19 protein-coding genes and 1 pseudogene are annotated in these 26,520 nt (G+C 70.9%); 11 read left to right on the top strand and 9 right to left on the bottom strand.

Translation table 11 applies throughout. The annotated features are described in order from the left end of the window. Genes WBG06_RS16890 through WBG06_RS16880 form a run of 3 tightly spaced genes read left to right on the top strand, consistent with a single transcriptional unit; the run spans position 1 to position 3,874 of the window. On the top strand, positions 1-1,218 hold the full coding sequence (locus WBG06_RS16890) for a copper chaperone (RefSeq protein ID WP_336738038.1): 1,218 nt from the start codon (positions 1-3) through the stop codon (positions 1,216-1,218). Then, the gene (locus tag WBG06_RS16885) at positions 1,215-2,594 is read left to right on the top strand and encodes an alanine racemase (protein WP_336738037.1); all 1,380 of its coding nucleotides are present in this window, start codon (positions 1,215-1,217) and stop codon (positions 2,592-2,594) included. Before WBG06_RS16890 ends, WBG06_RS16885 begins: the two co-directional genes overlap by 4 nt. 2 nt (positions 2,595-2,596) lie before the next feature. Then, positions 2,597-3,874 (top strand): pyridoxal-phosphate dependent enzyme, encoded by a 1,278-nt coding sequence (locus WBG06_RS16880; protein WP_336738036.1) that lies wholly within the window; start codon positions 2,597-2,599, stop codon positions 3,872-3,874. Between the two features lie 7 nt (positions 3,875-3,881). Here the strand turns inward: WBG06_RS16880 and WBG06_RS16875 are convergent, their stop codons facing one another. The 5 genes and pseudogenes from WBG06_RS16875 to WBG06_RS16855 all read right to left on the bottom strand — a co-directional run bounded on the left by WBG06_RS16875 (position 3,882) and on the right by WBG06_RS16855 (position 8,793). After that, on the bottom strand, positions 3,882-4,493 hold the full coding sequence (locus tag WBG06_RS16875; RefSeq protein ID WP_336738035.1) for a DUF5134 domain-containing protein: 612 nt from the start codon (positions 4,491-4,493) through the stop codon (positions 3,882-3,884). 201 nt (positions 4,494-4,694) lie between these two features. Continuing rightward, positions 4,695-4,952, bottom strand: coding sequence for an HPr family phosphocarrier protein (locus tag WBG06_RS16870; protein ID WP_091042092.1), 258 nt, complete (start codon positions 4,950-4,952; stop codon positions 4,695-4,697). Between the two features lie 37 nt (positions 4,953-4,989). Continuing rightward, a pseudogene (locus WBG06_RS16865) lies at positions 4,990-7,064 on the bottom strand (PTS fructose transporter subunit IIABC). Continuing rightward, positions 7,061-8,014, bottom strand: a complete 954-nt coding sequence (locus WBG06_RS16860; protein WP_336738034.1) for a 1-phosphofructokinase family hexose kinase — start codon at positions 8,012-8,014, stop codon at positions 7,061-7,063. The pseudogene WBG06_RS16865 and the gene WBG06_RS16860 overlap by 4 nt, the downstream one beginning before the upstream one ends. After that, a complete protein-coding gene (locus WBG06_RS16855; RefSeq protein WP_336738033.1) occupies positions 8,011-8,793 on the bottom strand; it encodes a DeoR/GlpR family DNA-binding transcription regulator in 783 nt (260 codons plus the stop codon). The genes WBG06_RS16860 and WBG06_RS16855 overlap by 4 nt, the downstream gene beginning before the upstream one ends. Before the next feature lie 106 nt (positions 8,794-8,899). Between WBG06_RS16855 and ptsP the strand changes: the two genes are divergently transcribed. The 3 genes from ptsP to WBG06_RS16840 all read left to right on the top strand — a co-directional run bounded on the left by ptsP (position 8,900) and on the right by WBG06_RS16840 (position 11,687). Further along, positions 8,900-10,576 (top strand): phosphoenolpyruvate--protein phosphotransferase, encoded by a 1,677-nt coding sequence (gene ptsP, locus WBG06_RS16850; RefSeq protein WP_336738032.1) that lies wholly within the window; start codon positions 8,900-8,902, stop codon positions 10,574-10,576. Positions 10,577-10,601: 25 nt separating this feature from the next. Next, positions 10,602-11,027: an SRPBCC family protein gene (locus WBG06_RS16845; RefSeq protein ID WP_336738031.1), complete on the top strand. Its 426-nt coding sequence runs from the start codon at positions 10,602-10,604 to the stop codon at positions 11,025-11,027. 108 nt (positions 11,028-11,135) lie between these two features. Continuing rightward, a complete protein-coding gene (locus tag WBG06_RS16840) occupies positions 11,136-11,687 on the top strand; it encodes a hypothetical protein (protein ID WP_336738030.1) in 552 nt (183 codons plus the stop codon). 19 nt (positions 11,688-11,706) lie between these two features. On the opposite strand, the gene WBG06_RS16835 is transcribed toward WBG06_RS16840, so the two are convergent. Continuing rightward, positions 11,707-12,885, bottom strand: a complete 1,179-nt coding sequence (locus WBG06_RS16835) for a L,D-transpeptidase (RefSeq protein ID WP_336738028.1) — start codon at positions 12,883-12,885, stop codon at positions 11,707-11,709. 99 nt (positions 12,886-12,984) lie between these two features. On the opposite strand from WBG06_RS16835, the gene WBG06_RS16830 reads away from it, so the two are divergent. From WBG06_RS16830 to WBG06_RS16820, 3 genes are read left to right on the top strand one after another with little or no spacing between them, the layout of a single operon-like run. Next, positions 12,985-14,484 (top strand): DUF3375 domain-containing protein, encoded by a 1,500-nt coding sequence (locus tag WBG06_RS16830; protein WP_336738027.1) that lies wholly within the window; start codon positions 12,985-12,987, stop codon positions 14,482-14,484. Then, positions 14,477-15,139, top strand: coding sequence for a DUF4194 domain-containing protein (locus WBG06_RS16825; protein WP_336738026.1), 663 nt, complete (start codon positions 14,477-14,479; stop codon positions 15,137-15,139). Before WBG06_RS16830 ends, WBG06_RS16825 begins: the two co-directional genes overlap by 8 nt. Before the next feature lie 2 nt (positions 15,140-15,141). Continuing rightward, positions 15,142-18,498 carry an ATP-binding protein gene (locus WBG06_RS16820; RefSeq protein WP_336738079.1) on the top strand — a complete coding sequence of 1,119 codons (3,357 nt, stop codon included), beginning with the start codon at positions 15,142-15,144 and terminating at the stop codon, positions 18,496-18,498. Between the two features lie 152 nt (positions 18,499-18,650). On the opposite strand, the gene WBG06_RS16815 is transcribed toward WBG06_RS16820, so the two are convergent. Both WBG06_RS16815 and WBG06_RS16810 read right to left on the bottom strand, forming a co-directional pair. Continuing rightward, the gene (locus tag WBG06_RS16815; protein WP_336738025.1) at positions 18,651-20,048 is read right to left on the bottom strand and encodes a Gfo/Idh/MocA family protein; all 1,398 of its coding nucleotides are present in this window, start codon (positions 20,046-20,048) and stop codon (positions 18,651-18,653) included. A gap of 156 nt (positions 20,049-20,204) precedes the next feature. Next, complete coding sequence (locus WBG06_RS16810; RefSeq protein ID WP_336738023.1) at positions 20,205-21,326, bottom strand: calcium:proton antiporter; 1,122 nt, start codon at positions 21,324-21,326, stop codon at positions 20,205-20,207. 211 nt (positions 21,327-21,537) lie between these two features. Here WBG06_RS16810 and WBG06_RS16805 point away from each other — a divergent pair, with 211 nt between their 5' ends. After that, entirely contained in the window at positions 21,538-22,632 is a 1,095-nt protein-coding gene (locus WBG06_RS16805; RefSeq protein ID WP_336738022.1) for a threonine aldolase family protein, read from the top strand. A 22-nt stretch (positions 22,633-22,654) separates the two neighbouring features. Further along, positions 22,655-24,439 carry a gamma-glutamyltransferase family protein gene (locus WBG06_RS16800; RefSeq protein ID WP_442945470.1) on the top strand — a complete coding sequence of 595 codons (1,785 nt, stop codon included), beginning with the start codon at positions 22,655-22,657 and terminating at the stop codon, positions 24,437-24,439. A 292-nt stretch (positions 24,440-24,731) separates the two neighbouring features. Here the strand turns inward: WBG06_RS16800 and WBG06_RS16795 are convergent, their stop codons facing one another. Next, on the bottom strand, positions 24,732-26,372 hold the full coding sequence (locus WBG06_RS16795) for a GMC oxidoreductase (protein ID WP_336738020.1): 1,641 nt from the start codon (positions 26,370-26,372) through the stop codon (positions 24,732-24,734). Between the last annotated feature and the right edge of the window lie 148 nt (positions 26,373-26,520).

The following is a 26,520-nucleotide window of genomic DNA, read 5'->3' as shown; positions in this document are numbered from 1 at the left end:
GTGCACGACGAAGGAATCCGGTACGACCGCACTGCCGCCGCCCGCATCCTGGCCGAGGTCGCCGGCGTCGACTTCCTCAGCGGTCCCGCGCCGACGACCCCGGCCGTCTCGTTGGAGTATCGCGTCGAGGAGCTTCGGCCCGAACCCGGGGGAGTGCTCACGACGGGGCAGCGTCGCTACCTGGAGTCGTTCATGCGGCCGTGCCGACCCGACCAGGTCGTCAGCGCCACCCACCGCATCACCTGGCGCGACTCCCGTGGGATCGCGAACAGCGGCCACATCGGACCCGGGCCGCTCGGACCTCTCCTGCCGATCGCGGCCAGAGAGGCGGTGATCTCGGTGGCCGAGAGGATCGCGGCCGACGGCGCCGTCACCGCCCGCTCGGACGCACTCGACGACGACGCTCTGGACGTCCTCGCCGACACCACCACCGACCAGGAGCCCGGCGAGATCTTCCGCGTCGGCGCCGAGGCTGCCGGCCGTGCGCTCGTCCAGCACGGCATGCTCGCCGGACAGGTCGGCATCGAGGACCCCGTCGAGTTCGCGGAGGCGCTGGTGGCATCCGGTCTGTACGGCACCGTGGCTTCGACCTGGTTCTGGGAGCTCCAGGCCTCCACCTATCGCCGCGGCATGATCCCCGTGCGGCTGGAACGTGCCGGTGGCCGCCTGCGCTACACCTCCGACACCGTCGCGCTGCTCGCCGAGATGAAGCGCCGCACCATCGCCGATGCCCACGAGGTGATGGAGCGGGCCCACGCGGAGGGTCTGGGGGTGCGCGCCGCCCTCCACCGCTACCACGTCGAGCTCGACCAGATCTCGCGACAGTACGCTCTGCTGCCGGCAGGGGAGCGGCCGGTCTGTCTCGGGCAGCGGGCCCATCAGGTCGACGGGCATCGTGTTCAACCGCTCGCCGCGGTGACCGAGGTGCTGACCGGCGCCTTCCGGTCGGCGGTCGCGTCGGTGAGGATCACGGAGGCACCCGGTCGCGCCGGCGGGGACGCCGGTTTCGCAGCGGGGGAGCAGGAGTTCGGGGTCCCGGACATGACCTGCCGACACTGCCGGGTGACGATCACCGCCGTCTTCGACGCCCAGGCCGCGGAGCTGATCGAGGTGGACCTGCACGCGAAGCGGGTGCGGGCCCGGTTCACCGATGCCGGGCAGCGCGACCGGGTCTTCGCCGACCTGCGTGACTCCGGCTACACGGTGGCCGACGGGTGAGCGCTCGCTATCCGCTCCCGGCGGCACAGCACTCGATCGCTGCGCGATTCCTCGGAGACCGTGGAGCCGTGCGCGAGGCGACCGAACGGTTCGGCTCTCCGCTCCACGTCGTCTTTCCGCAGGTCATGGCTGAGAACGCCGCCGCGCTGGAGCAGGTTCTCAGTGGTCATGGGGTTCCGCACGAGGTCTTCTACGCGCACAAGGTGAACGCCTCGAGGGCGCTCCTGGCGGAGGCGTACGCTGCGGGGCTGGGCGTGGACGTGGCCTCCTCGGCCGAGCTCGACCGCGCCCTGGCGGCGGGGTTCGCGCCGGACCGGATCGAGGCCACCGGTCCGAAGTCACCGGCATTCATCGAACGGATCGCCGCACTCGGGGTGACCGCCAACGCCGATGACCTCTGGGAGCTGGACCGTCTCTCCGATGCGGTGCCCGACGGAAGCACCGTCCCGGTCCTGCTGCGGCTCTCCGGGTTCGCCTCGCCGGCGGTGCCACCGTCGCGGTTCGGCATCGACCTCGCCGACACCGGGGCAGCCCTCGAGGCCGTACGTCGCGCCCCCGGGCTCGACCTGCGCGGTGTCGCCTTCCACCTCGACACCGCCGACCCGGCTGCGCGGGTGGACGCGCTGACCGAGGCGATGGTGGTCGTGGCCGCCGCGCACCGGAACGGTCTGCGGCCCTCGGTCATCGACATCGGAGGCGGGTTCCGCCAGCGCTTCGTGGACGACCCGGTGCCGTTCCAGCGGTACGCGCAGGCCCTCGCAACCCCGGGAGATCTGGTGTGGCCCGGTCACGACGTCGCGGCCCCCGCCGCACACAAGTACGGCAACCACCACCCGGCAACCGATGTGCTCGAGCGGTTCCTGACGGCCGAGATCGAGCGGCGACCGGTCGCCGAGGTCCTGCGCGAGTGCCTGCTGACGCTGTGGATCGAACCGGGCAAGGCGCTGGTCGACCACGCCGGTGTCACGCTGGCCTCGGTGCTCTACCGCAAGCGGGCCGCCGGGCGGGACCTGGTCGTGCTCGACCTGTCCCGCAACCAGATCGCCCCAGCGGACCAGGAGGTGCTGGTCGACCCGATCCTGGTCGATCCGGCCCTGGTCGATCCGGCCCTGGTCGACGGGCGTCGTGAGCGGCCGGGCGACGGCTTCTTCCTCGCCGGACGGCTGTGCCTGGAGTCCGACCTGATCAGCCGTCGCAAGGTGTTCCTCGATTCCGAGCCGGTCAGCGGCGACGTACTCGCGTTCGTGAACACCGCTGCCTACCAGATGGACCTCTCTGCCTCCGCCGCAGCCGGACATCCGCCGCCGCCCAAGGTCGCGGCGGTCCTGGACGGTGACCGGTTCATCTTCACCGCTGACGACGACCACGGGAGCTGACGATGCGTTACGACAGCGTGCTGGACATGATCGGCGAGACCCCGCTGCTGCGGCTCGACCCGGCTGCCCACGGCGTACCCGACGCCGAGATCTTCCTGAAGCTGGAGTCGGCCAACCCGTTCGGCTCCGTGAAGGACCGGGTCGCCTGGGGGCTGCTGCGCGACCACATCGACGCGATCGCCGAGAACGGCCAGGTCGTCCTGGAGGCCTCGAGCGGCAACACCGCGAAGGCCCTCCAGATCATCGCCTCGATGCACGGGGTCGAGTTCCGTGCCTTCACCAACCGGGTGCGGGTGCGCGAGGTCCGCGAGATGCTGTCGCTGCTGGGCACCCGGGTGACCGAGATGCCGGGACTCTCGGAGTGCCCGGACCCGACCGCGCCGAACGACGTCTTCGGGGTGATCGGCGACCTCGTCGCGAGCGAGCCCGGCCGCTACCACCACACCTCGCAATACACCAACGAGGACAACCTGCGGGCCCACTACGAGCAGACCGGCCGCGAGATCCATCGCGACGCCGGCCCCGTCGACCTGCTCGTGGGCGGGCTCGGCACCACCGGCTCCACGCGAGGTGCCGCGACCTACCTGCGGGAGCGCAACCCGGAGACCGCTGTCGTCGGCGTCGTCGCCGCCGAGGGGGACTTCATCCCCGGCATCCGCTCGGCGACGGAGATGTGGGAGGTCGGGCTCTTCGAACCGGACTTCTACGACGCGATCACGGCCGTGGACTCGGCCGAGGCGATCTCGGCGAGCCTCGAGCTCGCCACGCGCCACGGGGTCCTCGCCGGGCCGACCACCGGGGCGGCCTTCGCGGCCGCCCGGGCCCGGCTGCTGTCCGGGCCCGGGGGACCGGTCACCGCCGTCGTCATCGCGTGCGACCGGATGGAGCCCTACCTCTCCTACTACCGCCACCGCCGTCCCGACCTGTTCGGGGCGTCGCGCCCGGCCGTCGCGGGCGCGGCGCCGTCCGTAGGGCCGGAGGAGGTGGAGGCGTGGACCGCCGCTGGCGAGCACGTGGTCGTGGTGGACGTACGCACCGCTCTGGCCTATCAGGCCGGACACATCCCCGGTGCGATCAACCTCCGCGACGACCTGCTGGAGCAGGTCATGGAAGCCGGGATGCCGTTCTCGGAGGCATCCAGGGTGGTGTTCGTGTGCCCGACAGGGGACCGGTCCGCGCGGTTCGCCGCCCGAGCGGCCGCGACCGGACGCCAGGCCTACAACCTCGAGGGCGGCGTCCTCGGCTGGCGTGACAGCGGCCGGCCCCTGTCCGGGGTCTGATCTCCGTTTACGACGGGATCAGGAACAGCATCATGCCCATCCCCGCAGCCATCAGGCCATGAGCCGCGGCAGGGAGACGGTGCCTGCGAGCCGCCGCCGCACGCAGCACCCACCAGAGCAGGCCGGCGAGACAGATCGCCACGAAGATCGAGTTGACCGCGACCGCCCATCCAGGGGTGTGTCCGGCCGGTGGGGCCACCGCAGCACCGGCGCCTGCGTGGCCGGCATGGCCCTCGACGCTGGTGGAGTGCGTGCCCGCCATGAGCACGGGCATCGCGGCGAGCATCCAGATCATCGCCGCATTGAGGGCGAGGTGTCCGACCAGATCGGCCCTGCGCGCCCGGTCGCTCGCGCGCCGCAGGGCGGGCAGCAGCGCCACCGCGAGCATCGCGAAGAGCGCGATCTGCACCCAGACGGCGAAGCCCCACACGATCACCCAGATCATCGAGATCATCGCGGCGCTCATCGCCGCGTGGTTGATGTGAAGGACGGCGAACGCATCGAGCGGCCGTCGCGGAGCTCCGACCCGGTCGGGGCCGACGACAAGAGTCCAGAGACCCAGGGTTCCGGTGATCACGAACGCGCCGGTCAGCAGGAGGTCCCAGGGCGGTTCGACCATACGATCAAACGTAGTGCTTCAGCAGCCCGCAGGGGGCTGGTCTTCGAGATCGGGCCCGGGTGATGCCGATGCCGACCGAGTTACCTCGGTGAACATCGACGGCCGAGGTGTCGAGGCGTCACTTAGGTCGGCCGAGTCGGCACGTACGCGCCGACTCGGCCGACCTACCTGACGCTTCGGCCGACGGGGGCGACGGCTCGGTCAGGCGTCGAGATCCTGAGCGACGAGCGCGGCGATGGCGTCGACGGCAGCCTGGTCAGGACCGGTGACCTCGACCTTGTCGCCGTTGGCCGCGCCGAGGGTCATGATCAGCAGGGAGGAGGCGGCGTCGACGGGCTCACCGCCGGGTACGGCGAGGGTGATCTCGGCACCGAGCTCGTCGACCTTCTCGGAGATGATCGCGGCGGGGCGGGCGTGCAGGCCGACGGCCGAACCGACGGTGACGGTCTGAGTGGGCATGGGCGTTTCCTTCGGTTGATGGGTGGTGAGGACTGCGTCAGCTGGTGGCCCCGGCGGGGACCGAGGCTCGGCCGATGGACTTGAGGGCGATGACGGCTGCGGCGCCGACGACCACCCCCGCGGCCAGGGCGATCAGATAGCCGAGGACGTTGGTGACGGCGAAGAGGACGAAGATGCCGCCGTGCGGTGCGCGGACGCCGACCTCCAGCAGCTGGGACAGGCCGCCGGTGACGGCACTGCCGAGCATCATGGCCGGGATGACCCGCATCGGGTCGCCGGCGGCGAACGGGATGGCTCCCTCGGTGATGAAGGAGGCCCCCAGCAGCCATCCGGCCTTGCCGTTCTCCCGGTCGGCGGGGGTGAACAGCTGGGGACGTACGACGGTGGCCAGAGCCATCGCGATCGGCGGCACCATGCCGGCGAGCATGACCGACGCCATGATCCGCAGCTCGGGCGCATCGGCGGCGAGCGAGGCGGCACCGACGCCGGCGACGGCGAAGCTGTAGGCGACCTTGTTGAGCGGGCCGCCCATGTCGAAGGCCATCATCAGGCCGAGCACGGCGCCGAGCGCGACCGCACTGGTGCCGTCGAGGGCGGCGAGACCGTCGGTGAGCTGCTCCATCAGCCAGTTGATCGGCTTGCCCAGCACGACGATCATCGTCAGACCGGCCAGGATCGAGGTCACCAGCGGGATCACCAGCACGGGCATCAGCCCGCGTGCCCAGCTCGGCACGCGCCAGCCGCTGACCCAGTGCGCGATCATGCCGGCGAGCACACCGCCCGCGATCGCACCGAGGAACCCGGTCGCAGGAGCCGCGACGCCGTCGGCGTTGACGACCCCGAACAGGTTGGTCGCGAGGGCACCCATGATGAAGCCGGGGGCGATGCCGGGACGGTCGGCGATGGCGTACGCGATGTAGCCGGCCAGCGCCGGGACGAACAGCATGAACGCGGTCTTGCCGATCACGAAGAAGAGCGCGCCGATGTAGACGGCGAGTCCGCTGTCGAAGAGGGCGTGCTCGAGACCGAGAGCCTGTACGTCGGGCAGGTTGGTGATCGTGTTGTCGACCATCACCGCGCCGTAGACGTCGGTGATGTCGTAGCCGCCGAGCAGGAAGCTCAGTGCGATCAGCAGACCGCCGGCGGCGACGAACGGGATCATGTAGGACACCCCGGTCATCAGGATCCGGCGGGTGCGCGCTCCCCAGCTCTCGGAGCCCGCCGCAGCGGACTCGGACGGATCCTCGCCGCCGGACTCGACCCGGGCCGCCCGCGGGTCCTCGGCGGCCGCCAGCGCTTCGGTGATCATCGCGTCGGCGTCGTCGATCGGACGCTTCACGCCCGATGAGACCAGCGGCTTGCCCGCGAACCGAACTCGGTCGCGGACCCCGACGTCGACGGCGAAGATCGCTGCGTCGGCCTGCGCGATCGTCTCGGCCGGCAGGGGCGTCGCGCCGGCGGAGCCCTGGGTCTCGACCGCGATCTCCACCCCCGCCCGTGCGGCCGCGGCCTGGAGCGCCTCGGCAGCCATGTAGGTGTGCGCGATCCCGGTCGGGCAGGCGGTGACCGCGACGAGCGAGCGCTTCCGCGCCGAGGCCTCCGGGCCCGGCTCCCGAGCGGCGACCGGGGCCGGCGCCGGGCTCGAGGTGGTGGCCGGTTCGTCGCTGACCGCGCCGAGGATCGTCTGCGCGGACTCCTCGACCGAGCCGGTCTCGCGCAGCATCCGTCCGAACTCGGGGCGGGCCAAGGCCCTCGCCAGCTTGGTCAGGATGGTGAGGTGGGTGGCATCCCCGCCGGCGGGCGCACCGATGAGGAAGGCGAGGTCGGCCGGACCGTCCTTGGCGCCGAAGTCGACCGGCGGGAGAGCCGGGCGAAGGCCACCACGGGCTCGTCGACCCCGGACGTACGGCAGTGGGGGATCGCCAGACCGCCGGGCAGCCCGGTGGCGGAGACCCCCTCGCGGGCCAGCGCGTCGGCGATCAGCGCATCGACGTCGGTGGCACGGCCGGAGTCGGCCACGCGCCGGGCCAGAGCTCGGATCACGTCGTGCTTGTCGGCGCCGAGGTCGGCGTCGAGCGTGACGAGCTCGGGGGTGATGAGTGCGGACATCAGAGTCCTCCGGTGATGGGGTCGAGGCCGCGTACCGAGACGAGATCGGCGCGGACCTGAGGTGGGGTGGGAAGGGTGGTGCCGGGGAGGCCGGCGGCCGCACTGCCGTACGCGACGGCGAGCGCGAGCCGCTCGGGGGCGGAGAGTCCGCGCAGCTCGGCGAGGAGATAGCCGAACAGCGAGCTGTCACCGGCGCCGACCGTGCTGACCACGTCGGTTGGCGGTGGGGTGGCGTGCCACGAGCCGTCCGCTGTCACCAGGACGGCGCCGTTGCCGCCGAGGGTCGCGAGCACGCCGGCGACACCGCGGTCGACCAGGGTCCGGGCGGCCATCGCGGCCGCGACGGGGTCGGTCAGGGAGTGGGCCCCGGTGATCGAGGCGAGCTCCTCGGCGTTGGGCTTGAGCAGGTCGGGTGCTCCGGCCGGGAGGCCGGCGGCGAGGGCCTCGAGGGGTGCGTCGCTCGTGTCCACGGCGATGCGGGCGTCGGTGGCGCGCAGGGCGCTGACGACCTCGGCGTACCAACCGGCCGGGGCTCCGGGCGGGAGCGATCCGGCCAGGACCACCCAGCCGGCCTCCTCGGCCTCCTCGACGAGCCGGGCGGCGAGGGCGTCGAGCAGAGCCGAGGTCGCGGTGGCGCCGGGACCGTTGAGCTTGGTGGTGGTGCCGTCCGGCTCGGTGACCGTGGTGTTGATGCGCGGACGGCCGGCAGGCCCGACGGTGACCACGTCGAGGCCGGCGGCCCGCAGCTCGGCGACCATCGGGTCGAGGTCAGGGCACGGGATCACGGCACGGGTCGGCACCCCGGCGACGTACGCGGCCCCGGAGATGTTGACGCCCTTGCCGCCGGGCTGCGAGCTCGTGGCCCGGGCCCGCAGGACCTCGCCACGGCGCAGCGGGCCGCTGAGCATCACGGTGTGGTCGATGCTCGGGTTGGCGGTCAGTGTCACGATCATGCGATCACGACCTCCAGGCCGCTCTCGCGCAGCTCGTCGGCGACGTCGTCGTCGATGTCGCTGTCGGTGACCAGTACGTCGATGCTGCCGAGTGCGGCGAAGCGGAGCGTGGTCTCGACGCCGATCTTGCTGGAGTCGGTCAGGCACACCACCCGGCGGGCGGCGTTGACCAACGCCCGTTTGGTCGCCGCCTCCTCGTGGTCGGGGGTGGAGAGCCCGTGGGCCAGGGTCAGCCCGTTGGTGGCGACGAAGCAGACGTCGACCCGCAGCCGGCTCAGCGCGTCCACGGTCTCCGCACCGACCGCGGCCTGGGTGGCCGGGCGGACCCGGCCGGGCAGCAGGTGGAGCTCGATCTGGGAGCTGCCGGCCAGCATCGCGGCGACCGGAACGGCGTGGGTGACCACTGTGAGCCGGTGGTCACGGGGGAGCGCGTGGGCGAACCGGCTGGTGGTCGTGCCGGCATCGATGGCGATGGTGCCGCCGGCCGCGGGGAGGAGCTCGAGTGCCGCGTGGGCGATGCGCTCCTTCTGGGCGGTGAAGGTCTGCTCCCGCTCGCCGAGCGCAGACTCGAGCACCGCCACCGCCTCGACCGGCACCGCACCGCCGTGCACGCGGCGGACCAGGCCGCGGCGCTCCAGCGTGGAGAGGTCACGCCGAACGGTCTCGGTGGTGACCTCGAACCGCTCGGCGATATCGGCCACGGAGATCCGCCCGCGCTCGGCGACGAGACGGGCCGTCGCGATCTGTCGCTCCTCGGCGTACATCCCGGCCTCCTTCATGGTCGATGTGGTTTCGAGTGGATTTCGAACTTGTGAATGCCCACATATGTTGTTTTAGGCCCGAATGTGTTGACTAGTCAAGGGGTTAGGGCAGATATTTGTGGTCATGGTCACGTCTCACTCATCTGTCCTCTCCGGCACTCCGGTGGTTCCGGGGATCGTGCTGGCGCCTGTTCACGTGGTGCGGACCGAGGTCGACCCGGTTGCCCTCGAGGCCTTCGAACGCCGCGGCTTCGACCAGCCCGAGGACGCCCTCGCGGCCTACGAGGCGGCCGCCACCGCCGTCGCCGACGGGTTCGCCCGTCGCGCGGAGAACGCCTCGGGAGCAGCCGCCTCGGTGCTGAGCGCCAGTGCCGGTCTGGCCCGGGACAAGGGGCTGCGCGTCGCCGTCGAGAAGCACCTGCGGGCGGGGGAGGGCCTGGTCGCCTCCGTCGGGGCCGCGGTCGAGCAGTTCGTCACACTCTTCAGCGGGATGGGCGGCCTGATGGCCGAGCGGGTCACCGACCTGCGCGACATCGAGCGCAGGGTCCTTGCGCACCTCGCCGGCGAACCCGAGCCCGGGGTGGACCTTCCGGAGACGCCGTGCGTGCTGGTCGCCGCCGACCTGGCACCCTCGGACACCGCCGCCCTCGACCGGGGCAAGGTGGTCGCGCTGGTCACCGAGCGCGGCGGCCCCACCAGCCACACCGCGATCATCGCCCGCCAGCTCGGCATCCCGTGCCTGGTCGGTGTCGCCGAGGCGACCGGCATCGCCGCCGGTACCCCCGTGCTCGTCGACGGCCAAGCCGGGACCGTCGACCTGGAGCCGGGGCCGGACGCATCCGCCCGTGCCGAGGCGGACCTCGCCCGGCGCCGTGCCGTCGCCTCCTGGTCCGGCCCCGGACGTACGGCCGACGGCCAACCCGTGGCGCTCCTCGCCAACGTCGCCGACGGTTCCTCGTCGCGCGACGCGGCCGACGGTCAGGTCGAGGGCGTCGGCCTCTTCCGCACCGAGCTCTGCTTCCTCGACCGCCGGGAGGAGCCCACGGTCGCCGAGCAGGCCGACGTCTATGCCGAGGTGCTCGCGCCGTTCGCCGATCGCGGCCACGTCGTCGTACGCACCCTGGACGCGGGCTCGGACAAGCCGATCGCCTTCGCGACCCACGAGGGTGAGGAGAACCCGGCCCTCGGCGTCCGCGGCCTCCGTCTCGCCGCCGACAACCCTGGCCTCTTGGAGCGTCAGCTCGATGCCATCGCCATCGCCGCCGAGCGCACCGGAGCCGACACCTGGGTCATGGCGCCGATGGTCGCCACCGTCCAAGAGGCTGCCGACTTCGCTGCCCTGGTCCGCGCCCGCGGTCTCACAGCAGGGGTCATGGTGGAGGTGCCGGCGGCCGCGCTGATGGCCCATCGGATGCTCGACGTCGTCGACTTCCTCTCCATCGGCACCAACGACCTGACCCAGTACGCGATGGCCGCCGACCGGCTGGCCACCGACCTGGCCCACCTCACCGACCCCTGGCAGCCGGCGGTGCTGCAGCTGATCGCGATCACCGCCGAAGCGGGACGCAGCGCCGGCAAGCCTGTCGGCATCTGCGGAGAGGCCGCCGCCGACCCGCTGCTCGCGCCGGTCCTCGTCGGACTGGGCATCACCTCGCTGTCGATGGCGCCTGCCGCCGTGGCTGCGGTCGGCGCCCGGCTCGGGTCGGTGAGCGCCGGGCTGTGCGAGGACGCCGCGGAGGCGGCTCTCGGCGCGCTGTCCCCGGCGCTCGGCCACGAGGCGGTCGCCACGCTGCTGGGCTGATCGGATCCGAGGCACACTGGGCGTCATGCCCGCGCGCTACGTCTTCGCCGAGACCTGGGAGCTGCCGTTGTCGCCGGAGGCGGTGCGCGACGTCCTGGTCGACGTCGAGCGCTACCCGCGGTGGTGGCCGCAGGTGCGGGCGGTGGCGAAGCTCAGCGACGACGACGCGCTGCTGGTGTGTCGTTCGGTGCTGCCCTACGACCTGGAGATCGTGCTGCACGCGGTCAGTCGGGATCTCCCGACGCTGGAGGTCGGCCTCGACGGGGACCTGGACGGGTTCGCGCGGTGGACGCTGACGCCGACGGCGGTCGGCAGCCGGATGGCGTTCGAGCAGGAGGTCGTCGTACGTGGGCTGCTCGGTGTGGCCTCGATCGCGCTGCGCCCGGTGCTCACCTGGAACCACCGGCAGATGATGCTCGGCTGCCGGCGCGGGCTGGTCGTGCGCGGATAGACGGCAGGCTCAGACGCAAGCGGTGAACCGGGGGATACGCCATTTAGTGGATGGCCGAGGGGCGGGTCGGTGCGAGCATGCAAATTGACCCTCGCCCAGGAGGACGCCATGGTCACCACTCCGACGCCCGGTCCGCTGGACAACCTGCTCATACCGTTCAACCCGTTTCGAGGGCTCGAGCTGTGGTGGGCGTGGATCGATGAGCTCAGCGGGCTCGACCCCAAGCTCAAGGCGGCCTGCGCACAGCTGACCGAGCGGTTCGAGCCGCTCTCGGACGCGGACACCGAGACCCTGGCGACGGTCCTGTGGGGCAGCTCGCGCCTCCGTCTGCGTGCCGGCTCGGATCCCAACGGGTTCCGGCGATGGCTCGGAGACGGAGACCGGGTGCTGCGGACCGTCGAGACCGTGCTGCGGACCGAGTTGACGCCTGCGGCGATTCAGCGGCTCGTGCAGGGTGCCGGGCAGCTGTCGAGCACGGACTCACCGGACAACGTCGACCTGACCCGTGCCCGCGCCGACGTCACGTCGATGCTCTCCACGGACTTCGGGCCGGCTACCGTGGCCGCGGTTGCGATGGGGGCCGGCCTGGCGTACCTGTACTTCGAGGCCGAAGCGGTGATCCACGGCCACGCCCATCCCGACATCATCATCCATCACTGACCGCAGCGTCGGATCGGCCTCAGCGCAGCGCGGAGCCCTTCGCGTACTCGGCCCAGGACAGGTTCCAGTCGCCGAAGCCGTTGTCCCACTCCATCTTCCGGTCGGTGCCGGTGGTCTCGACGACGTCGCCGATGCGGGCCAGGCCGTAGAGCCAGGCCGCGTTGGCGGTGGAGAGGCCGGTGCAGCCATGGGAGACGTTGGCATAGCCCTGGGACCCGGTCGACCACGGCGCGGCGTGGATGAACTCACCGGAGTTGCTGATCCGCATGGCGTACTCGACGTCGTCGAGGGAGTAGTAGTCGCTCGAGCTCTGGTCGGAGATGCCGATCGTCTCCGAGCGCATCTCCTTGACCCGGTGCTTCTCGGAGATGACCTTGATCCCCGACCGCGTGGTGAAACCGGGCTTGCCGGTGGTGATCGGGATCGTACGCAGCAGCTTGCCGTTGCTGAAGACCTTCATCTGATGCGTACGCGCATTGACCTTGAAGACGTGCGCGTCGCCGACCTTGTAGGTGGCGGTGCGGCTGTGCTGGCCGTAGACGCCGCCTCCCGCTGAGGCGCCGTTGATGTCGAGGTCGACCTTGATCGTGGTGCCGGGCTTCCAGTAGCGCTGCGGGCGGTAGCGGGCCTCGGTGTCGGAGACCCAGTGCCAGGTGCCGGCCTGGGCCGGGGTCGAGGTCACGTGCATGCGCTTCTCGAAGGAGGCGTGGTCCTTGACCGGGATGTCGAAGTAGACCGCGACCGGCATCCCGACGCCGACCTCGGACTTGTCGACGGGGACGATCGTGGCGAAGGTCTGCTGGTCGAGGGCGAGCGCTCGGGTGGTGAAGCTGCTGGTCACCGTGCCGGTCTCACCGGTGGCGGTGACGGTGTAGCGCAGCGCCGGGTCGAGGAAGTCGTTGGCGGTCCATGTCTTCTTGTCCGCCGACAACGTCCCCGGCACGGTGCGTCCGTCCGGCTTGGCGACCTTCACGGTCGTGAACTCGCCCGAGGTCGCGGTCACCGTGACCTGCTTGTCGACGGGCACGTCCTTGGCGCCGTCGGCGGGGGAGATCGTGGCGGCGAGGGCCTTCGGCGACGGCGATGCCGTCGCCTCGCCCTTCGCGGCCGTCTCCGGGGTGTCGGGGACCCCAGCACAGCCGGAGAGCCCGAGGAGCGCGACCGTGGCCACGACGACAGGGAAGGAACGAACCCGCATGGGATAACTATGCGGTAGGTGGCAACCGAATTCTCAGTCCACGCGCGCGTGTGCTGGAGGTTGTGGGCTTGTCGGCGGTGCCGCGTACGGTATCTGCCGATGAGTGACACTCGCGTCGAGGCGGCGTACGCCGGGGCTCTGGCCGCCTTCAAGAACCCGATGCTCGACCTCCTGCACGGCCGGTTCGCCCCGTTCGTCGTGGCGGTGCTCTCGGTGACCTTCACCTCCGAGCGTTCCTCGGTGCCGGTGACCGATGCGCACGCCGAGATCGGGGACATGCTGGACCGGCTCCGGGCCACCGGCTACGCGGAGGGCGAGGGCGGCGAGGTGATGCTCCCGGTCGGCACGGCGCGTGACCTGTGCCGGCAGTGGGTGCGCGCCGGGTGGCTGCTGCGCCAGATCGAGGGCGAGGACGAGGTCTACCGGCTCTCCGCCCATGCGGTGGGTGCCCTGGAGATCGCCGGACGGGCGAGCGGGTCGCGGGCACGGGTCTCCGAGTCGCGGGTGCGGACCCTCCTGGAGGCGGTCGAGCGGCTCGCCCAGGACGCCGACCCCGACGTGCTGACCCGGGTGGCCCGGCTGACCGAGGAGATCGCCGAGCGCCGCGCCGAGATCGCCCGCCTGGACCGCACCGGCGTGGTCGACACCGTCGACGACGACACCCTGCTCGAGCAGGCCGAGAACATCCTCCACCTGACCCGCGAGCTCCCCGCCGACTTCGCCCGGGTCGTCGAGTCGATCCGGGCGATGCAGCGTGACGTGGTCACCGACCTGCGCCAGGACGTACGTCCGGCCGGCGAGGTCCTGCGCGAATACCTGCAGCGCGGCAAGGACGTGATGGCCTCCACGCCCGAGGGCAAGGCGTTCGCGGGGGCGCTGCGGATGATCGGTGACCCGCGCCGGCTCGACGACCTGGCCGCCAACCTGCGTACGGTGCTGCGGCACCGGTTCACCCGGGAGATGGCGCCGCCCGAGCGGGCCGAGCTGGCCGCCGTCGGACGCCGGATCGAGGCCGGGGTCGCCGAGGTCCTGGCCGCCCAGCAGACCGCCTCCCACGTGATCACCACCCAGGTGCGTACGCACGACCCGGCCCGCGACCGGCAGGTCGACGACCTGCTGCGCGATGTGATGGTCGGGCTGCAGGCGTGGATGCCGGCCTCGCGGACCGCCGAGCCGATCGAGCCGCTGCGCCGGCTGCCGGTCGCTGATCTCGGACACCTGCGCCAGTCGGTCAGCGAGCTGCGGCCGCCCGAGCCGCCGGCGCCGCTGGCGGACTGGGGCGACGTGGAGAGTGCGGTCGAGGACACCAAGGCCTGGGGCGGACCCGGCTACCGGGCGATCGAGGCACATCTCGACGCCTACGTGGCTGCCGCCGACGGGCCCGTCGACATCGCCGAGGTCTTCGCGGCCGCGCCGGAGGAGATCCGGCGCCCGGTCGACCTGCTCGGGCTCCTGGAGATCGCCCACCGGCGAGGGATGGCCGAGACCGGGGAGATCTCCACGATCGAGGCGGTGCGAGCCGACGGGGTGCGCCGCAGGTTCGCGTTCGGCGCGGTGAAGCTGACAGACGATGATGGCGAAGGGGCCGACGTTGAGTGAGACCGAGACCGAGACGGTCGCCTACGGCAGCGAACCGGAAGGCTTCATCGAGCCCGTCTCGATGGAGGACGACCCGACGGAGCTCTTCGTCGGCGACCGCGGCGTCCTGGACGCCGATGTACGCCGGGTGCTGGTCCAGTTGCTGCGCCGCCGGTTCATCACCGCGGAGCGGAGCCCGAGCCAGTGGCGTACGCTGCTCGACCACCACGCGGTGATCGAGTCGCGGCTCCACGACCTGTTCGTGCGGCTCGTGGTCGACCACGATCGTGGCATCGCCTACAAGCGGCAGGTGCGCTCGGAGGAGCTGGACGTGCCGGTGCTCCTCAAGGACGACGCCTACTCGCGGGCCGAGACGCTCGTGCTGGTCCACCTGCGCACCGTCTTCCAACGCGAGCGTGGTGCGGGGGAGAGGTCCGCGCGGGTCGACGCCGACGAGCTGGAGCAGACCGTGCTCACCTACTTCGACGTCACCAGCGGCGATGCCTCCGCGCGCCGCGAGATCCGCCGGGCGGTCGAACGGCTCGCCCGGGAGGGGCTTCTCGAGGAGGAGTCGGAGGACCGCTATCGGATCACGCCGTTGGTCGAGATCGTGCTGAGTGTCGAGAAGCTCGCCGAGCTCAAGGCATGGCTGAAGGAGCAGGAGACGCAAGCGTGAACATGATCGACAGCCTCTTCGGCCTCATCCCGGCGCGTTCGACCGGTCGGCAGTGGGTCGCCAGCGAGCTGCAGCTGGTCAACTGGGGCGGCTACGACGGTGCCCACCGGGTGCGCTTCTCGCCGACCGCGACCCTGCTGACGGGCGGCTCGGGGTCGGGCAAGTCGACCCTGATGGACGCCTACATCGCCCTGATCATGCCGCACACGACGCCATTCAACGGCGCCTCCAACGGCGGTGTCGTGGGCCGGCCGCGCGGTCTGGACCAGCGCAACATCCTCTCCTACGCGCGCGGCAAGATCGACGAGGCGAAGACCGCCGAGGGCACCAAGGTCCGGGTGCTGCGCGGCGACGGCCGCGACACCTGGTCGGCGATCGCGATGACCTGGACCGACCAGACCGGGGCCTGCTTCACCGCGGTCCGGGCCTGGTACGTGCCCGCGTCCGCGAAGAACCTCGACGACGTGACCAAGCTCCGTGCCGTGGCCGAGGCCGGCTTCGACGTACGCTCGCTGGAACCGGCCGCCGCTCACCGGTTCACGCGTGCCGCGGTCGCCGAGGTCGGGCTGACCCCGATCGACACCGACCGCGACTTCACGGCCCGGATCCACTCCGCGCTCGGGATCGGCGCGGCGGGTGACGGGGAGAAGGCGGTCAACCTGCTGGGCCGGATCCAGGCGGGGCAGCAGATCACCACGGTCGATGATCTCTACAAGAAGATGGTGCTCGAGGAGCCCGAGAGCCTCGCCACCGCCGACGGTGTGGTCGCCCACTTCGACGAGCTCTCCGCGACCCGTGACCGGATGGTCACCGCCCAGCAGCAGGTGCGTGCGCTGACGCCGATCCGCGAGCACCGCGCCGCCATCGAGGACGCCGCGTCCCGGTTGGAGATCGTCGACGGGATCGGGTCCTTCACCGACGAGACGACTCCTGCCGGCCTGTGGCGGGCCGGGAAACGGGTCGACCTGCTCAGCGAGCTGGAGGCCGACCTCAGCGCCCGCAAGGGCGCCGCGGAGAAGGCGGTGTCCGAGAAGCAGGCGCTGATCGACGCCGCGGAGTCCGAGCGCGACGGTCTCGCGGTCACGGTGGCGGCCTCCGGCGGCCGCCGGCTCGAGGAGGCCACTCGCGAGATCAAGTCGGCCGAGGCCCGAGCCGATCAGGTACGTCGCACCCGCGACTTGCTCGACAAGGAGCTCGCCGTCCTCGGCACGGCCGTCACGACCCCCGGCGAGTTCGAAACCCTTCAGGCGGCCGCCCAGGAGGCCCTGGTCGACGACGACGCCCGAGCGACCGCCCTGAATGCCTACGCCGCCGCGCGGTCGACCGAGGCGGAGGCGATCACGGCGGTCGGCCGGCTCGAGGCCGAGCTCGCCGACGCCGAGAAGACGAAGAACAACATCCCCGAGCCGCTGCGCGCGGCGCGTGCGGTGCTGGCCGAGGCGGCCGGACTGAGTCCGGCGGAGATGCCGTTCGTCGGCGAGCTGGTCGAGGTGCGCACCGAGCACGAGGCCTGGCGCGAGGCCTTCAACCTGGCGCTGGGTGGATTCGCCACCACGATGCTCGTCGACGCCGCTCACGTCGGTGTCTTCCGAGCCGCGATCGAGTCGGTGCGTCAGCGCACCCGGATCCGCTACGAGGCGGTGCCCACCGGGATGGCAGACACCGCCATCCTCGACGAGGGCACTCTTCCGGGACGCCTGGACTACCGCCGCGGCGTGTTCACCGGCTGGCTCAAGAAGCGGCTGACCGAGCGGCACGGCTACGTCTGCGTGCCGACGCCCGCCCTGCTCGCTCAGCACCGGATGGCGCTGACCGTCACCGGTCAGGTCTCGCAGGGGGCGCGCGGAGCCCACGGCGGCCACGGCGCCGGCAACGTGCTCGGGTTCACCAACACCCGCCGCGTCGCCGAGCTCACCGAGCTCCTCGAGTCTGCACGCAAGGACGCCGAGACGGCGAAGGTCGCGGTCGTGGAGGCCGAGCGCGCCATCAAGGAGCTCGACCTGCGGCGTACGTCGTTCAAGGCGGTCTCCGCGCTGACCTGGGACCAGGTCGACGTCGCCGGGGCGGAGGCCGAGCGCGACCGGTGGTCTGCCGTGATCGCAGAGGTCACGGCGGACAACCCGGAGATCGCCACGCTCCAGGACCGACTGAAGAGCGCCCGCGCCAAGGTCGACTCGCTGCGTGAGGGCATCGGTGCCACGAAGAGCGCCGTCAAGGAGCTCGACGAGCGCTGGAGCGATGTGGTGGAGCAGGTCGACCGTGCCAAGGATGCGCTCGAGGAGGCCGAGGCCTCCGGCACTGAGATCGCGGCCGCCCAGGCCGACTATCTCGAGCAGCTCTTCAAGGCCGCCGGAGGCGAGGAGGCCGGCCGTCGTGAGGACGCGCTCGCCGAGCTCGACGCCGTCTTCGCCCGGGCCGGGGAGAGCCTCGACACCGACCGCGCCGGCGCCCAGGAGAGGATCGGCACCGCCCGCATCCAGCTCCAGCAGACCTTCGAGGCCTTCCTCGAGCGCTGGCCCAACCCCAACCTCCACACCGACCCGGAGGCCTCCTACGCCGACTTCGACCGGCTCCTCGACGAGCTGCAGACCAGCGGCCTGCACGAGCTCGAGGTCGAGTGGCGCGACTCGCTGCTGAAGCTGTCGGGCAACGACCTGACCAATCTCGACTCGACCCTGTCTCGGGCCGTACGCGAGATCCGCGACCGGATCGACCCGATCAACCAGATCCTCGCCGAGCTGCCGTTCAACGACGACGACCACCGGTTGCGGATCGACACCCAGGAGGGCCAGTCGGCCGTCCGTGGCCGCTTCCGTCGCGAGCTGCGCGCCGTCCGAGACCTCATCGAGAACGCTTCGACCAACGAGGCGCGTGAGCAGGCCTACACCCGGATGGCCCGGCTCATCGACCGGATGCGTCGCACGGCGCCCGACTTCGCCGACCTGATCGACGTACGCAACCACGTCCGCGTCAGCGCTGAGAAGGTCACCGCCTCGACGGGTGAGCATGTGGCGCTCTACGACCACATCGGCGAGAAGTCCGGTGGTGAGTCGCAGGAGCTGGTCGCCTTCATCGTCGGCGCCGCGCTGCGCTACCAGCTCGGCGACGCCGGAGCGGAGCGGCCGCGCTACGCCCCGGTCTTCCTCGACGAGGCGCTGATCAAGGCCGACGCCCGCTTCACCGGCCGGGCGATCGGGGCCTGGCGTGGCCTCGGCTTCCAGCTCATCATCGGCGCGCCCAACGACAAGCACAGCGCCATCGAGCCGCACGTCGACGTGCAATACACGGTGCTGAAGGACGCGGCGGGACACTCGTTCCCGAAGCTCGAGGTCGGCCTCGAGGAGGTCTCGGTCCGTTGAAGGCTCAGTGGGTGGCGGCCTGTCACCGCGCTGTGGTCGAGGTGAGGTCGCCGGTGAGCGCGCGCCGACTACGACCGAGGGTCCGAGCTTGTGAAGAAGTCACAAGCTCGGACCCTCGGTCATAGCGGGCCGGCGTCCGCCGCAGGTGGAGCTCAGCCGACAGGCGGCATCTCGGACTGGGCGGAGTCGAGACCCGGCCGTTTCTCCGCCCATCGTCCGCGGGTGAAGTCGGGGACCTCGACTGGACGCCCGGCGTTCTCGAGCGACTTGACGCTCAGCGGCACCGGCGAGCACCAAGCAGCACCGTCGTACACGTCGAGGTCAGGGACAAGCCCGGCGCGCATCTGCTGGACCACCCGCCACTGCAGGATGTAGTCCATGCCACCGTGCCCCCCGGGGTTCGGCTGGCTGCCGACGGTCTTCCACAGCCAGTGGTCGAACTCATCACGGTAGGAGGTGAAGTCGCGCCAGGAGTGCCCGCTGTGGTCAGGCTCGACATACACCCGCGCGCGAGCCGCACCGACGGGCACGTAGTCCTCCATGATGCCGCGGCTCCCGGCCAGGCTGTTGATCCGGCTGTAGGGGCGCGGTGAGGACACGTCGTGCTCGGCACGGATGATCCGGCCGCGCTCGGTGCTGATCATGCAGGTGACCAGGTCGCCGTTGATGTACTCCTCCTTCCACGAAGGGTGGTCGCGGGGGATGTGGCGCTCGCGGTAGTCGGCCAGTCCGCGAGGGGCGGTGGCGGTCGCCTGAAGAGTGAGCATCCTGTCCCCGCGGTTGATGTCCATCGCCGCGGCGATCGGGGCCAGCCCGTGCATCGGGTAGAAGCTCGCGATGCTGCGGGTGTGCCACTTCCTCCGCCATGCGTCGGTGTAGTAGGTATCGCTGAACAGCAGCTCGCGCAGGTCGTGCAGGTAACCACCATGGCCGTTGGTGACCTCGCCGAAGACGCCCTCATGGGCCATCTTCAGCATCGCCAGCTCGTTGCGGCCGTAGCTGCAGTTCTCCATCAGCCACAGGTGTCTGCGGGTCTTCTCAGAGGTGTCGACCAGGTCCCACAGCTCGTCGAGCTCCGTTGCGATCGGCAGCTCCACGCCGACGTGCGCGCCCGCGAGGAGCGCTGCTCGGCCCTGTCGGTGGTGGAACTCCCACGGAGTGGCGATGTACACCAGGTCCAGGTTCTCGCGGCTGAGCATCTTCTGGTAGGACGACGCGCTGCCCCCGTACTCGACCGGCCGCGGCTTGCCCGCCGCCTCCACGTGATCGGCAGCGGTCTTGGCTCGTGGCGCGCGAATGTCGCAGACCGCGGCTACGGTACAGCCCGGCACGGCGGCCCAGCCGCTGAGCATCCCCATGCCGCGGTTTCCGAGACCGATCACGCCGATCCGTACGGTGTCGACCGCTTCGAAGGGCACGCCGATCATCGACCTCTGGCCTGGTCGGCGGGCCGGTACTGCGCTCGCCGAGTTGATCACGGCGCCGCCGGCCACGGCGGCGGTGGCGGCGATCGCGCCACCGAGGACGGTGCGGCGGTTCGGGTAAGGCATGTCAACCATTCGAGACCACTCCCTCAGATCGACCCACGGGAGGATGGGGGCCCGCGGGGTTGCCGACCAATGTCCCGAGAGGGAGACCCTCTTGTCAAGAGTGATCGAAAGATGCCCTAATCAATCATAAACGAGCATTCCGGGAAGGGGAGATGCCTAAGGCTGGATCGACAGGAACAGGAACGACGCCAGCAGCACCAGGTGGACGAAGCCCTGCAGGGCGTAGACGCGGCCCTGGACGACGGTGAGCCCGGTGACGAAGAAGGTGATGACCAGCAGCACGATCTGGGTCGCCTCGAGGCCGAGCACGAGCGGGCCCTCGAGCCAGATCATCGCCACCGCGATGGCGGGGATGGTGAGTCCGATGGAGGCCATCGCGGAGCCGTAGGCGAGGTTGAGGCTGGTCTGGACCCGGTCGCGGGAGGCGTTTCGCACCGCAGCGATGGACTCGGGGGCGAGGACGAGGAGGGCGATCACGACACCCACGACCGCGTACGGAAAGCCGAGGCTCTTGACGGTGCTCTCGATCGTGGGGGAGAGCACCTTGGCCAGGCCGACGACAGAGACCAGCGAGACCAGGAGCAGGCCGAGGCTGAGTGCGGCCTCGCCGGCCGTCGGCGGGTCGGCGTGGCCGTCCTTGTCGAGGTCGACCAGCCCGGTCATCCGGCCGTGCTCGTCGCTGGTGACGGGGAGGAAGAAGTCGCGGTGGCGGACGGTCTGGGTGAAGAGGAAGGCGACGTAGAGCGCCAGCGAGGCGATCGCGGCGAAGGCCAGCTGAGAGGGCGAGTACTGCGCGCCCTGCGCGGTGGTCGTGAACGTCGGCAGCACCAGGGTGAGGCCGGCCAGCGCGATCACGGTGGCGACCGCCGAGCCGGTGCCGGCGGCGTTGAAGCTGACCAGGCCGTGCTTGATGGCACCGACCATGAGCGAGAGCCCGACGATGCCGTTGAGGGTGATCATGACGGCCGCGAAGACGGTGTCCCGGGCGTAGGTGCTGGTGTTGTCACCGCCGCTGGTCATCAGCATCACGATCAGGCCGACCTCGATCACCGTCACCGCGACCGCGAGGATCAGCGACCCGAACGGCTCGCCGACCTTGTGCGCGACGACCTCGGCGTGGTGGACCGCGCTGAGCACCGCGCCGATGAGCACCGCCGCCACCACGGCCAGGATCGTCCAGTGATCGTGGCGCGCCCACGCGAACACCAGCACGACCAGGGCAAGGATCGGCACGACGACGGACCATTGCAGGCGGCCCCGGACCGCTGGCGCACTCATGGGGTGACCCTATCCCGCCGTCGGACCGCGACGAGGATGCTCGGCGCTGATGCCGCGTGAGTGGCCGACGGGCCTGCCGCCGGGCACATCACCTGGCAGAACTGCGCACTATCGCACACCGGGGTCGTTCTCCGCGTTATCGCACGAAAGCCGGCGAGAAGGCCGGGAAACCGCCCGGAAGCGGCGCGTGCCGGGCCGCTAGGGTGACCGCGTGGACGGCGACCAGAAGGCTTCTCTGAACGAGCGGCTACGGGCGGCGATGTTCGCCTCCCGGCACAGCATCTTCCCGGCGTACCGGACGCCGGCAGAGGTCTTCGACGGGCTTGCCGAGGCCTGCCGTGAGCTCGGGATCGAGGAGTGGGACTTCTACGGCGAGCGGGGTCCGGTGGCGCTGCTGGAGGCCACCGTGAGCGAGCTGTTCGGCAGGCCGGTGACGTACTTTCCCTCCGGCACGATGGCCCAGCAGGTCGCGCTGCGGATCCACGCCGACACTGCCGGCCACCGTCGCGTTGCCATGCCCGATCTCTCCCACCTGCTCGTGCACGAGGACGACGGCGCCCGGATCCTCCAGGACCTGCTCATCGAGCACCTCACCACCGGACGCACGACGCCGACCCGAGCCCACCTGGACGTGATCCCGGGGCCGCTGGCGGCGGTCCTGGTGGAGCTGCCGCTACGCGACGCCGGCTGTCTGCTGCCGACCTTCGAGGAGCTGACCGACCTCTCGCAGGCGTGTCGCGAGCGTGGCATCGCCTTCCATGTCGACGGTGCCCGGATCTGGGAGTCGCAGCCTTTCCTCGGCAAGGAGCTGCCCGAGATCGCTGCGGTCGCGGACAGCCTCTACGTCAGCTTCTACAAGGGCCTCGGCGGTCTTGCCGGCGCGGCCCTCGTGGGGGACGAGGACTTCCTCGCACAGGCACGGCTGTGGCGCCACCGCATGGGCGGCACGCTGTTCCACACCACCCCCGAGGCGGTCGCCGCGCTCGTCGGGCTACGCGATCGGCTTCCGCGCATCCCCGACCACGTCGAGTGGGCCCGCGCCCTCGCCGCAGCCCTGCCGGACAGCATCACCGTTCAGCCGCAGGTGCCGCACACCAACACGTTCCTCCTCTACGCCGCGGGCGAACCCGACGACGTCAACACGCGTCTGCTCGCAGCGACGGAGGAGCGCTCGCTCGCCTTCAGCCGGCCGTGGTCGGCGGCCGAGGAGCCGGGGCGGGTGGTGACCGAGCTGACCGTCGGCGACGGTGCGCTCGACCAGGACCCGAACACCATCGCCGGGCTGATCGCCGAACTCCTGCCCTGACCGTTCCGACGAGAGGAAACCCGTGACCTACACCCCGCCAGCCGCGTTCAAGACCCGTCCCGATCTGCTGGGGCGGTTCGGCATGGTCGGCTCGACGCACTGGCTGGCCAGTGGCACCGCGCAGGCCGTGCTCGAGCGTGGCGGCAACGCTTTCGACGCCGTGGTTGCCGGTGGGTTCGTACTGCACGTCGTCGAGCCTCATCTCAACGGCCCCGGTGGTGACCTGGTCGGCATCTTCGCGTCCGCCGACGGTGGGGCGACGGTGCTGATGGGTCAGGGGCCGGCTCCTGCAGGAGCGTCCGTCGAGCACATGCGGGCGGAGGGGCTCGAGCTCGTCCCCGGTTCCGGCGCGCTGGCGGCCGCCGTCCCGGGCGCTGTCGACGCCTGGCTGATGCTGCTGCGCGACCACGGCACCTGGGAGCTGGGGGACGTGCTCGCGTACGCGATCGACTACGCCCGCAACGGCCACCCGATCCTGGGCCGGGCCGTCTCCACGATCGCCGCCGTGGCCGACCTGTTCCGTGACCACTGGCCGACCTCGGCGGCGCACTGGCTCGTCGACGGCGAGCTGCCGGAGCCCGACACGATGGTTCGCAACGAGGCCTACGCGGCCGTGCTCGACCGCCTCGTGGCCGCCGGCGGCGGCGCCGCGACCCGTGAGGAGCGCATCGACGCGGCTCGTGCCGCCTGGGGGAGCGGGTTCGTCGCGGAGGCGATCGAACGGTTCGTACGCGACCCCCACCGGCACTCCTCCGGAACCGATCATTCCGGGGTGATCACGGCGGCCGACATGGCTGGGTTCTCCGCTGCGTACGAGAGGCCGGTGACGACCGAGTTCCGCGGCCACACGATCGCCAAGGCGGGGCCGTGGACCCAGGGTCCCGTGCTGCTGCAGACGCTCAACCTGCTCGAGCCGCTGGACGACGTGCTGCTCGACCCGAGCCGGCCGGAGGGGGCGCACACCATCCTGGAGGCGACCAAGCTCGCCTTCGCCGACCGTGACGCCCACTACGGAGACAGTGCCGATCCGGAGGTGATCGCGACTCTGCTGTCCAAGGAGTACGCAGCCACTCGCCGCCCCCTCATCGCCGATGTCGCCTCGGCCGAGGTGCGGCCCGGACTGGGCGCGAAGACCTTTCCGCCGCTGCGGGAGTCCTACGACCCGGCCGCGGCGGCGTCCGGGGTGGGGGAGCCGACCGTCTCCCGTGAGGGCGAGACCCGCGGCGACACCTGCCACATCGACGTCGCCGACCGTTGGGGCAACATGATCGCGGTGACGCCCTCGGGCGGCTGGCTCCAGTCGTCGCCGACCATCCCCGAGCTCGGCTTCTGCCTCGGCACCCGGCTGCAGATGACCTGGCTGGAGCCCGGTCTGCCCTCGACCCTCCTGCCCGGGCGCCGACCGCGCACGACGCTCACCCCGACCCTCGTCCTGCGCGAGGGGCGGGCCGTCACCGCTGTCGGTTCGCCCGGTGGCGACCAGCAGGACCAGTGGCAGCTGCTCTATCTGCTGCGGACGATCGTCGGCGGCTACTCGCCGCAGGAGGCCATCGATGCTCCGGCGCTTCACTCGACCTCGTTCCCAGGGTCGTTCTGGCCGCGTACGTGGGTCCCTGCCGGGGCGGTGCTCGAGGACCGGCTGGGGGCTGACGTCGTCGATCATCTGCGTCGGGTCGGGCATGTCGTCGAACTGAGTGGTGACTGGTCGCTCGGGCGGCTCTCGGCGGTCACCCGGGATCCAGCGACCGGAACCCTCTCGGCCGCCGCCAACCCCCGCGGAGCGCAGGGCTACGCGGTCGGTCGGTAGCCCCAAGCGCGCCGAGACGTCGAAATCTGGCGCCGACAGGTCAGTTCTCGACAGCGAGCGGTCGAAAAATCGAGTGCCAGAGACTGACGTCTGGATGCCGATCTCTGACGCCTCGGCGTCGATTTCTGACTTCTCGGCAAAACGTGAGAACCCCGCTGGCGTCTCGGGTCACCAGCGGGGCAAGAACAATGTTGCCGCATCACCCAAGGGGTTGTCACCCCTTTCGAGCAAAATCTGCAGAATTTTGCATTGCAAGGTTCTACCGGGGCCGAGAACGGCTCGATGAACGACCTCAGATGACGGTCCCGACGTCGCTCGCGACGACGTTGTCCATCGCGCGCTCGGCCACGGCGGCGATGGTCATCGACGGGTTGCAGGCCCCGGTGGTTCCGGGGATGAGAGCGCCGTCGAGCACGTAGAGGCCCTCTTGTCCCTGGACGCGACCGTCGAGGTCGCACACGGTGCCCATGTTGGCTCCGCCGAGGGGGTGCCAGGTGCTGTTGACGATGGCGTTGGTGTCGATCAGGGCCCCGAGCCCACCGCTGATCCGAGAGACCCGCTCGTGGATGGCGCGATAGCTTCTCGAGTCGCCACCGAAGGGGAATCGCAGCGCGACCGAGTCGGTCAGCGAGCTGTAGCGGAAGCTGCCACGGTCGGCACTGACGCCGAAACCGACCAGCATCGTGGCGCCCAGGTCGAGGCCGAGAGGGAGTGGCGGCAACGACGCCTGGATCACCGTGTTGGCCGTCGCGGGGTCGGTCCAGTCCTGGCTCTGATAGACGACGGGCCCTCCCTGCGTACCGGTGAGGTTCTCGTCGAAGGGGCGCCACATGTAGATCCGGTCGCCGTTGGTTCCCCAACCCTGACCGAGCTGCTCGGGAAGATCCGGGATGGTGCCGGTGCCGGCGGCGCGGACCAGGAGCTTGCTGGTGTTGAGCGAACCGGCCGCCATCACGAGCGCGCGCGTGGTCAGGATCTTCTGTTCCACCACGTCGCCGGCATCGTTCGTACGATCGACATGCACCTCCCACCGGCCGTCCGCGGCGCGCGCGACCGACGTCACGTTGTGCCGCGTCGCGACCTGCACCAGTCCGGTGGCCTCGGCCTGCTGGATGTAGGTGACGTCGACGGAGTGCTTGCCGCCGTTGTTGACGCCGAGAGCGCAGTCGCCGTTGGTGTAGGACGGCGCCATCTCGCCGCGCAGCTCCGCGAGCGCGTAGGACCAGTCGATCGGCATCGGGATCTTCTGCAGGTCATAGCCGGCGGCCTCGACACGCTCGCCGAACGTACGCGAGACCCGGTAGCTGTCCGAGGCGATCAGCTCGTCGGGTGCGGTCGCGGCGCCGAGCATCCTGGCGACACGCGGGTAGTGGACCCGGTCCATCAGGTCGTAGTCGAGCTCGTTCGGGAACCAGGTGGTGAAGACCTCCGCAGAGGGCTGCAGCGTCATGCCCTGATAGACCAGCGAGCCGCCGCCGACACCGGCGGCGCACATGGCGAGCATGTTCTGGCCGAGAACCGGCTCGAGCAGGCCGACGTACGGGCCGAAGTCCAGGGGAGTGCCGAGCAGCTTCTGCAGGGGCTTGAGGGCACCCGGAGCGGTGGTGTGGAACAGCACCCGCTTGTCGAGGTCACGCACGGTCGGGAAGGTCTGCGCGTCGGGGCCCGTCGGCCAGCGGCGGCCGCGCTCGAGCACCGTGACCGGGACGCCGGCCTGAGCCAGTCGCAGCGCGGCCACGCCGCCACCGAACCCTGACCCGATGACGACCGCTCGGTGCTCCTCGCGGATCAGCCGGATCCTGCGGGGTGAGAAGGCGGTGGCCGGACCTGGGATCAGGCCGGCGGCCGCGACGCCGGCGGCACCGGCCGCGCCGGCGAGGAACGTACGCCGCGATGCGGCTGTGGGACTGGGGCCGGGCGCGGACGTGGTCAAGGAGACTCCTCGGCTCGAGATATCGATGATGTGGCGGCAAGAGTCGAGCGAATCGTCCCGGAGCGTCAAGGAAGGCAACCAAATGGTGGACGGTGCGTCTCGTTAATAGGCAGGTGACGCTGCCCAGCGAAGAAAGCACTGCAACCGC

Source organism: Nocardioides sp. CCNWLW239 (assembly GCF_037137035.1).
Taxonomy (GTDB): domain Bacteria; phylum Actinomycetota; class Actinomycetes; order Propionibacteriales; family Nocardioidaceae; genus Nocardioides.
This window is presented reverse-complemented; position numbering and strand designations above follow the sequence as displayed.

Bases quoted from the DNA above. Each gene is read 5' to 3' on its own strand.
- WBG06_RS16880 (WP_336738036.1), top strand. From the start codon at position 2,597: ATGCGTTACGACAGCGTGCTGGACATGATCGGCGAGACCCCGCTGCTG.
- WBG06_RS16875 (WP_336738035.1), bottom strand. From the start codon at position 4,493: ATGGTCGAACCGCCCTGGGACCTCCTGCTGACCGGCGCGTTCGTGATC.
- WBG06_RS16870 (WP_091042092.1), bottom strand. From the start codon at position 4,952: ATGCCCACTCAGACCGTCACCGTCGGTTCGGCCGTCGGCCTGCACGCC.
- WBG06_RS16860 (WP_336738034.1), bottom strand. From the start codon at position 8,014: ATGATCGTGACACTGACCGCCAACCCGAGCATCGACCACACCGTGATG.
- WBG06_RS16855 (WP_336738033.1), bottom strand. From the start codon at position 8,793: ATGAAGGAGGCCGGGATGTACGCCGAGGAGCGACAGATCGCGACGGCC.
- ptsP (WP_336738032.1), top strand. From the start codon at position 8,900: ATGGTCACGTCTCACTCATCTGTCCTCTCCGGCACTCCGGTGGTTCCG.
- WBG06_RS16845 (WP_336738031.1), top strand. From the start codon at position 10,602: ATGCCCGCGCGCTACGTCTTCGCCGAGACCTGGGAGCTGCCGTTGTCG.
- WBG06_RS16840 (WP_336738030.1), top strand. From the start codon at position 11,136: ATGGTCACCACTCCGACGCCCGGTCCGCTGGACAACCTGCTCATACCG.
- WBG06_RS16835 (WP_336738028.1), bottom strand. From the start codon at position 12,885: ATGCGGGTTCGTTCCTTCCCTGTCGTCGTGGCCACGGTCGCGCTCCTC.
- WBG06_RS16830 (WP_336738027.1), top strand. From the start codon at position 12,985: ATGAGTGACACTCGCGTCGAGGCGGCGTACGCCGGGGCTCTGGCCGCC.
- WBG06_RS16820 (WP_336738079.1), top strand. From the start codon at position 15,142: ATGATCGACAGCCTCTTCGGCCTCATCCCGGCGCGTTCGACCGGTCGG.
- WBG06_RS16815 (WP_336738025.1), bottom strand. From the start codon at position 20,048: ATGCCTTACCCGAACCGCCGCACCGTCCTCGGTGGCGCGATCGCCGCC.
- WBG06_RS16810 (WP_336738023.1), bottom strand. From the start codon at position 21,326: ATGAGTGCGCCAGCGGTCCGGGGCCGCCTGCAATGGTCCGTCGTCGTG.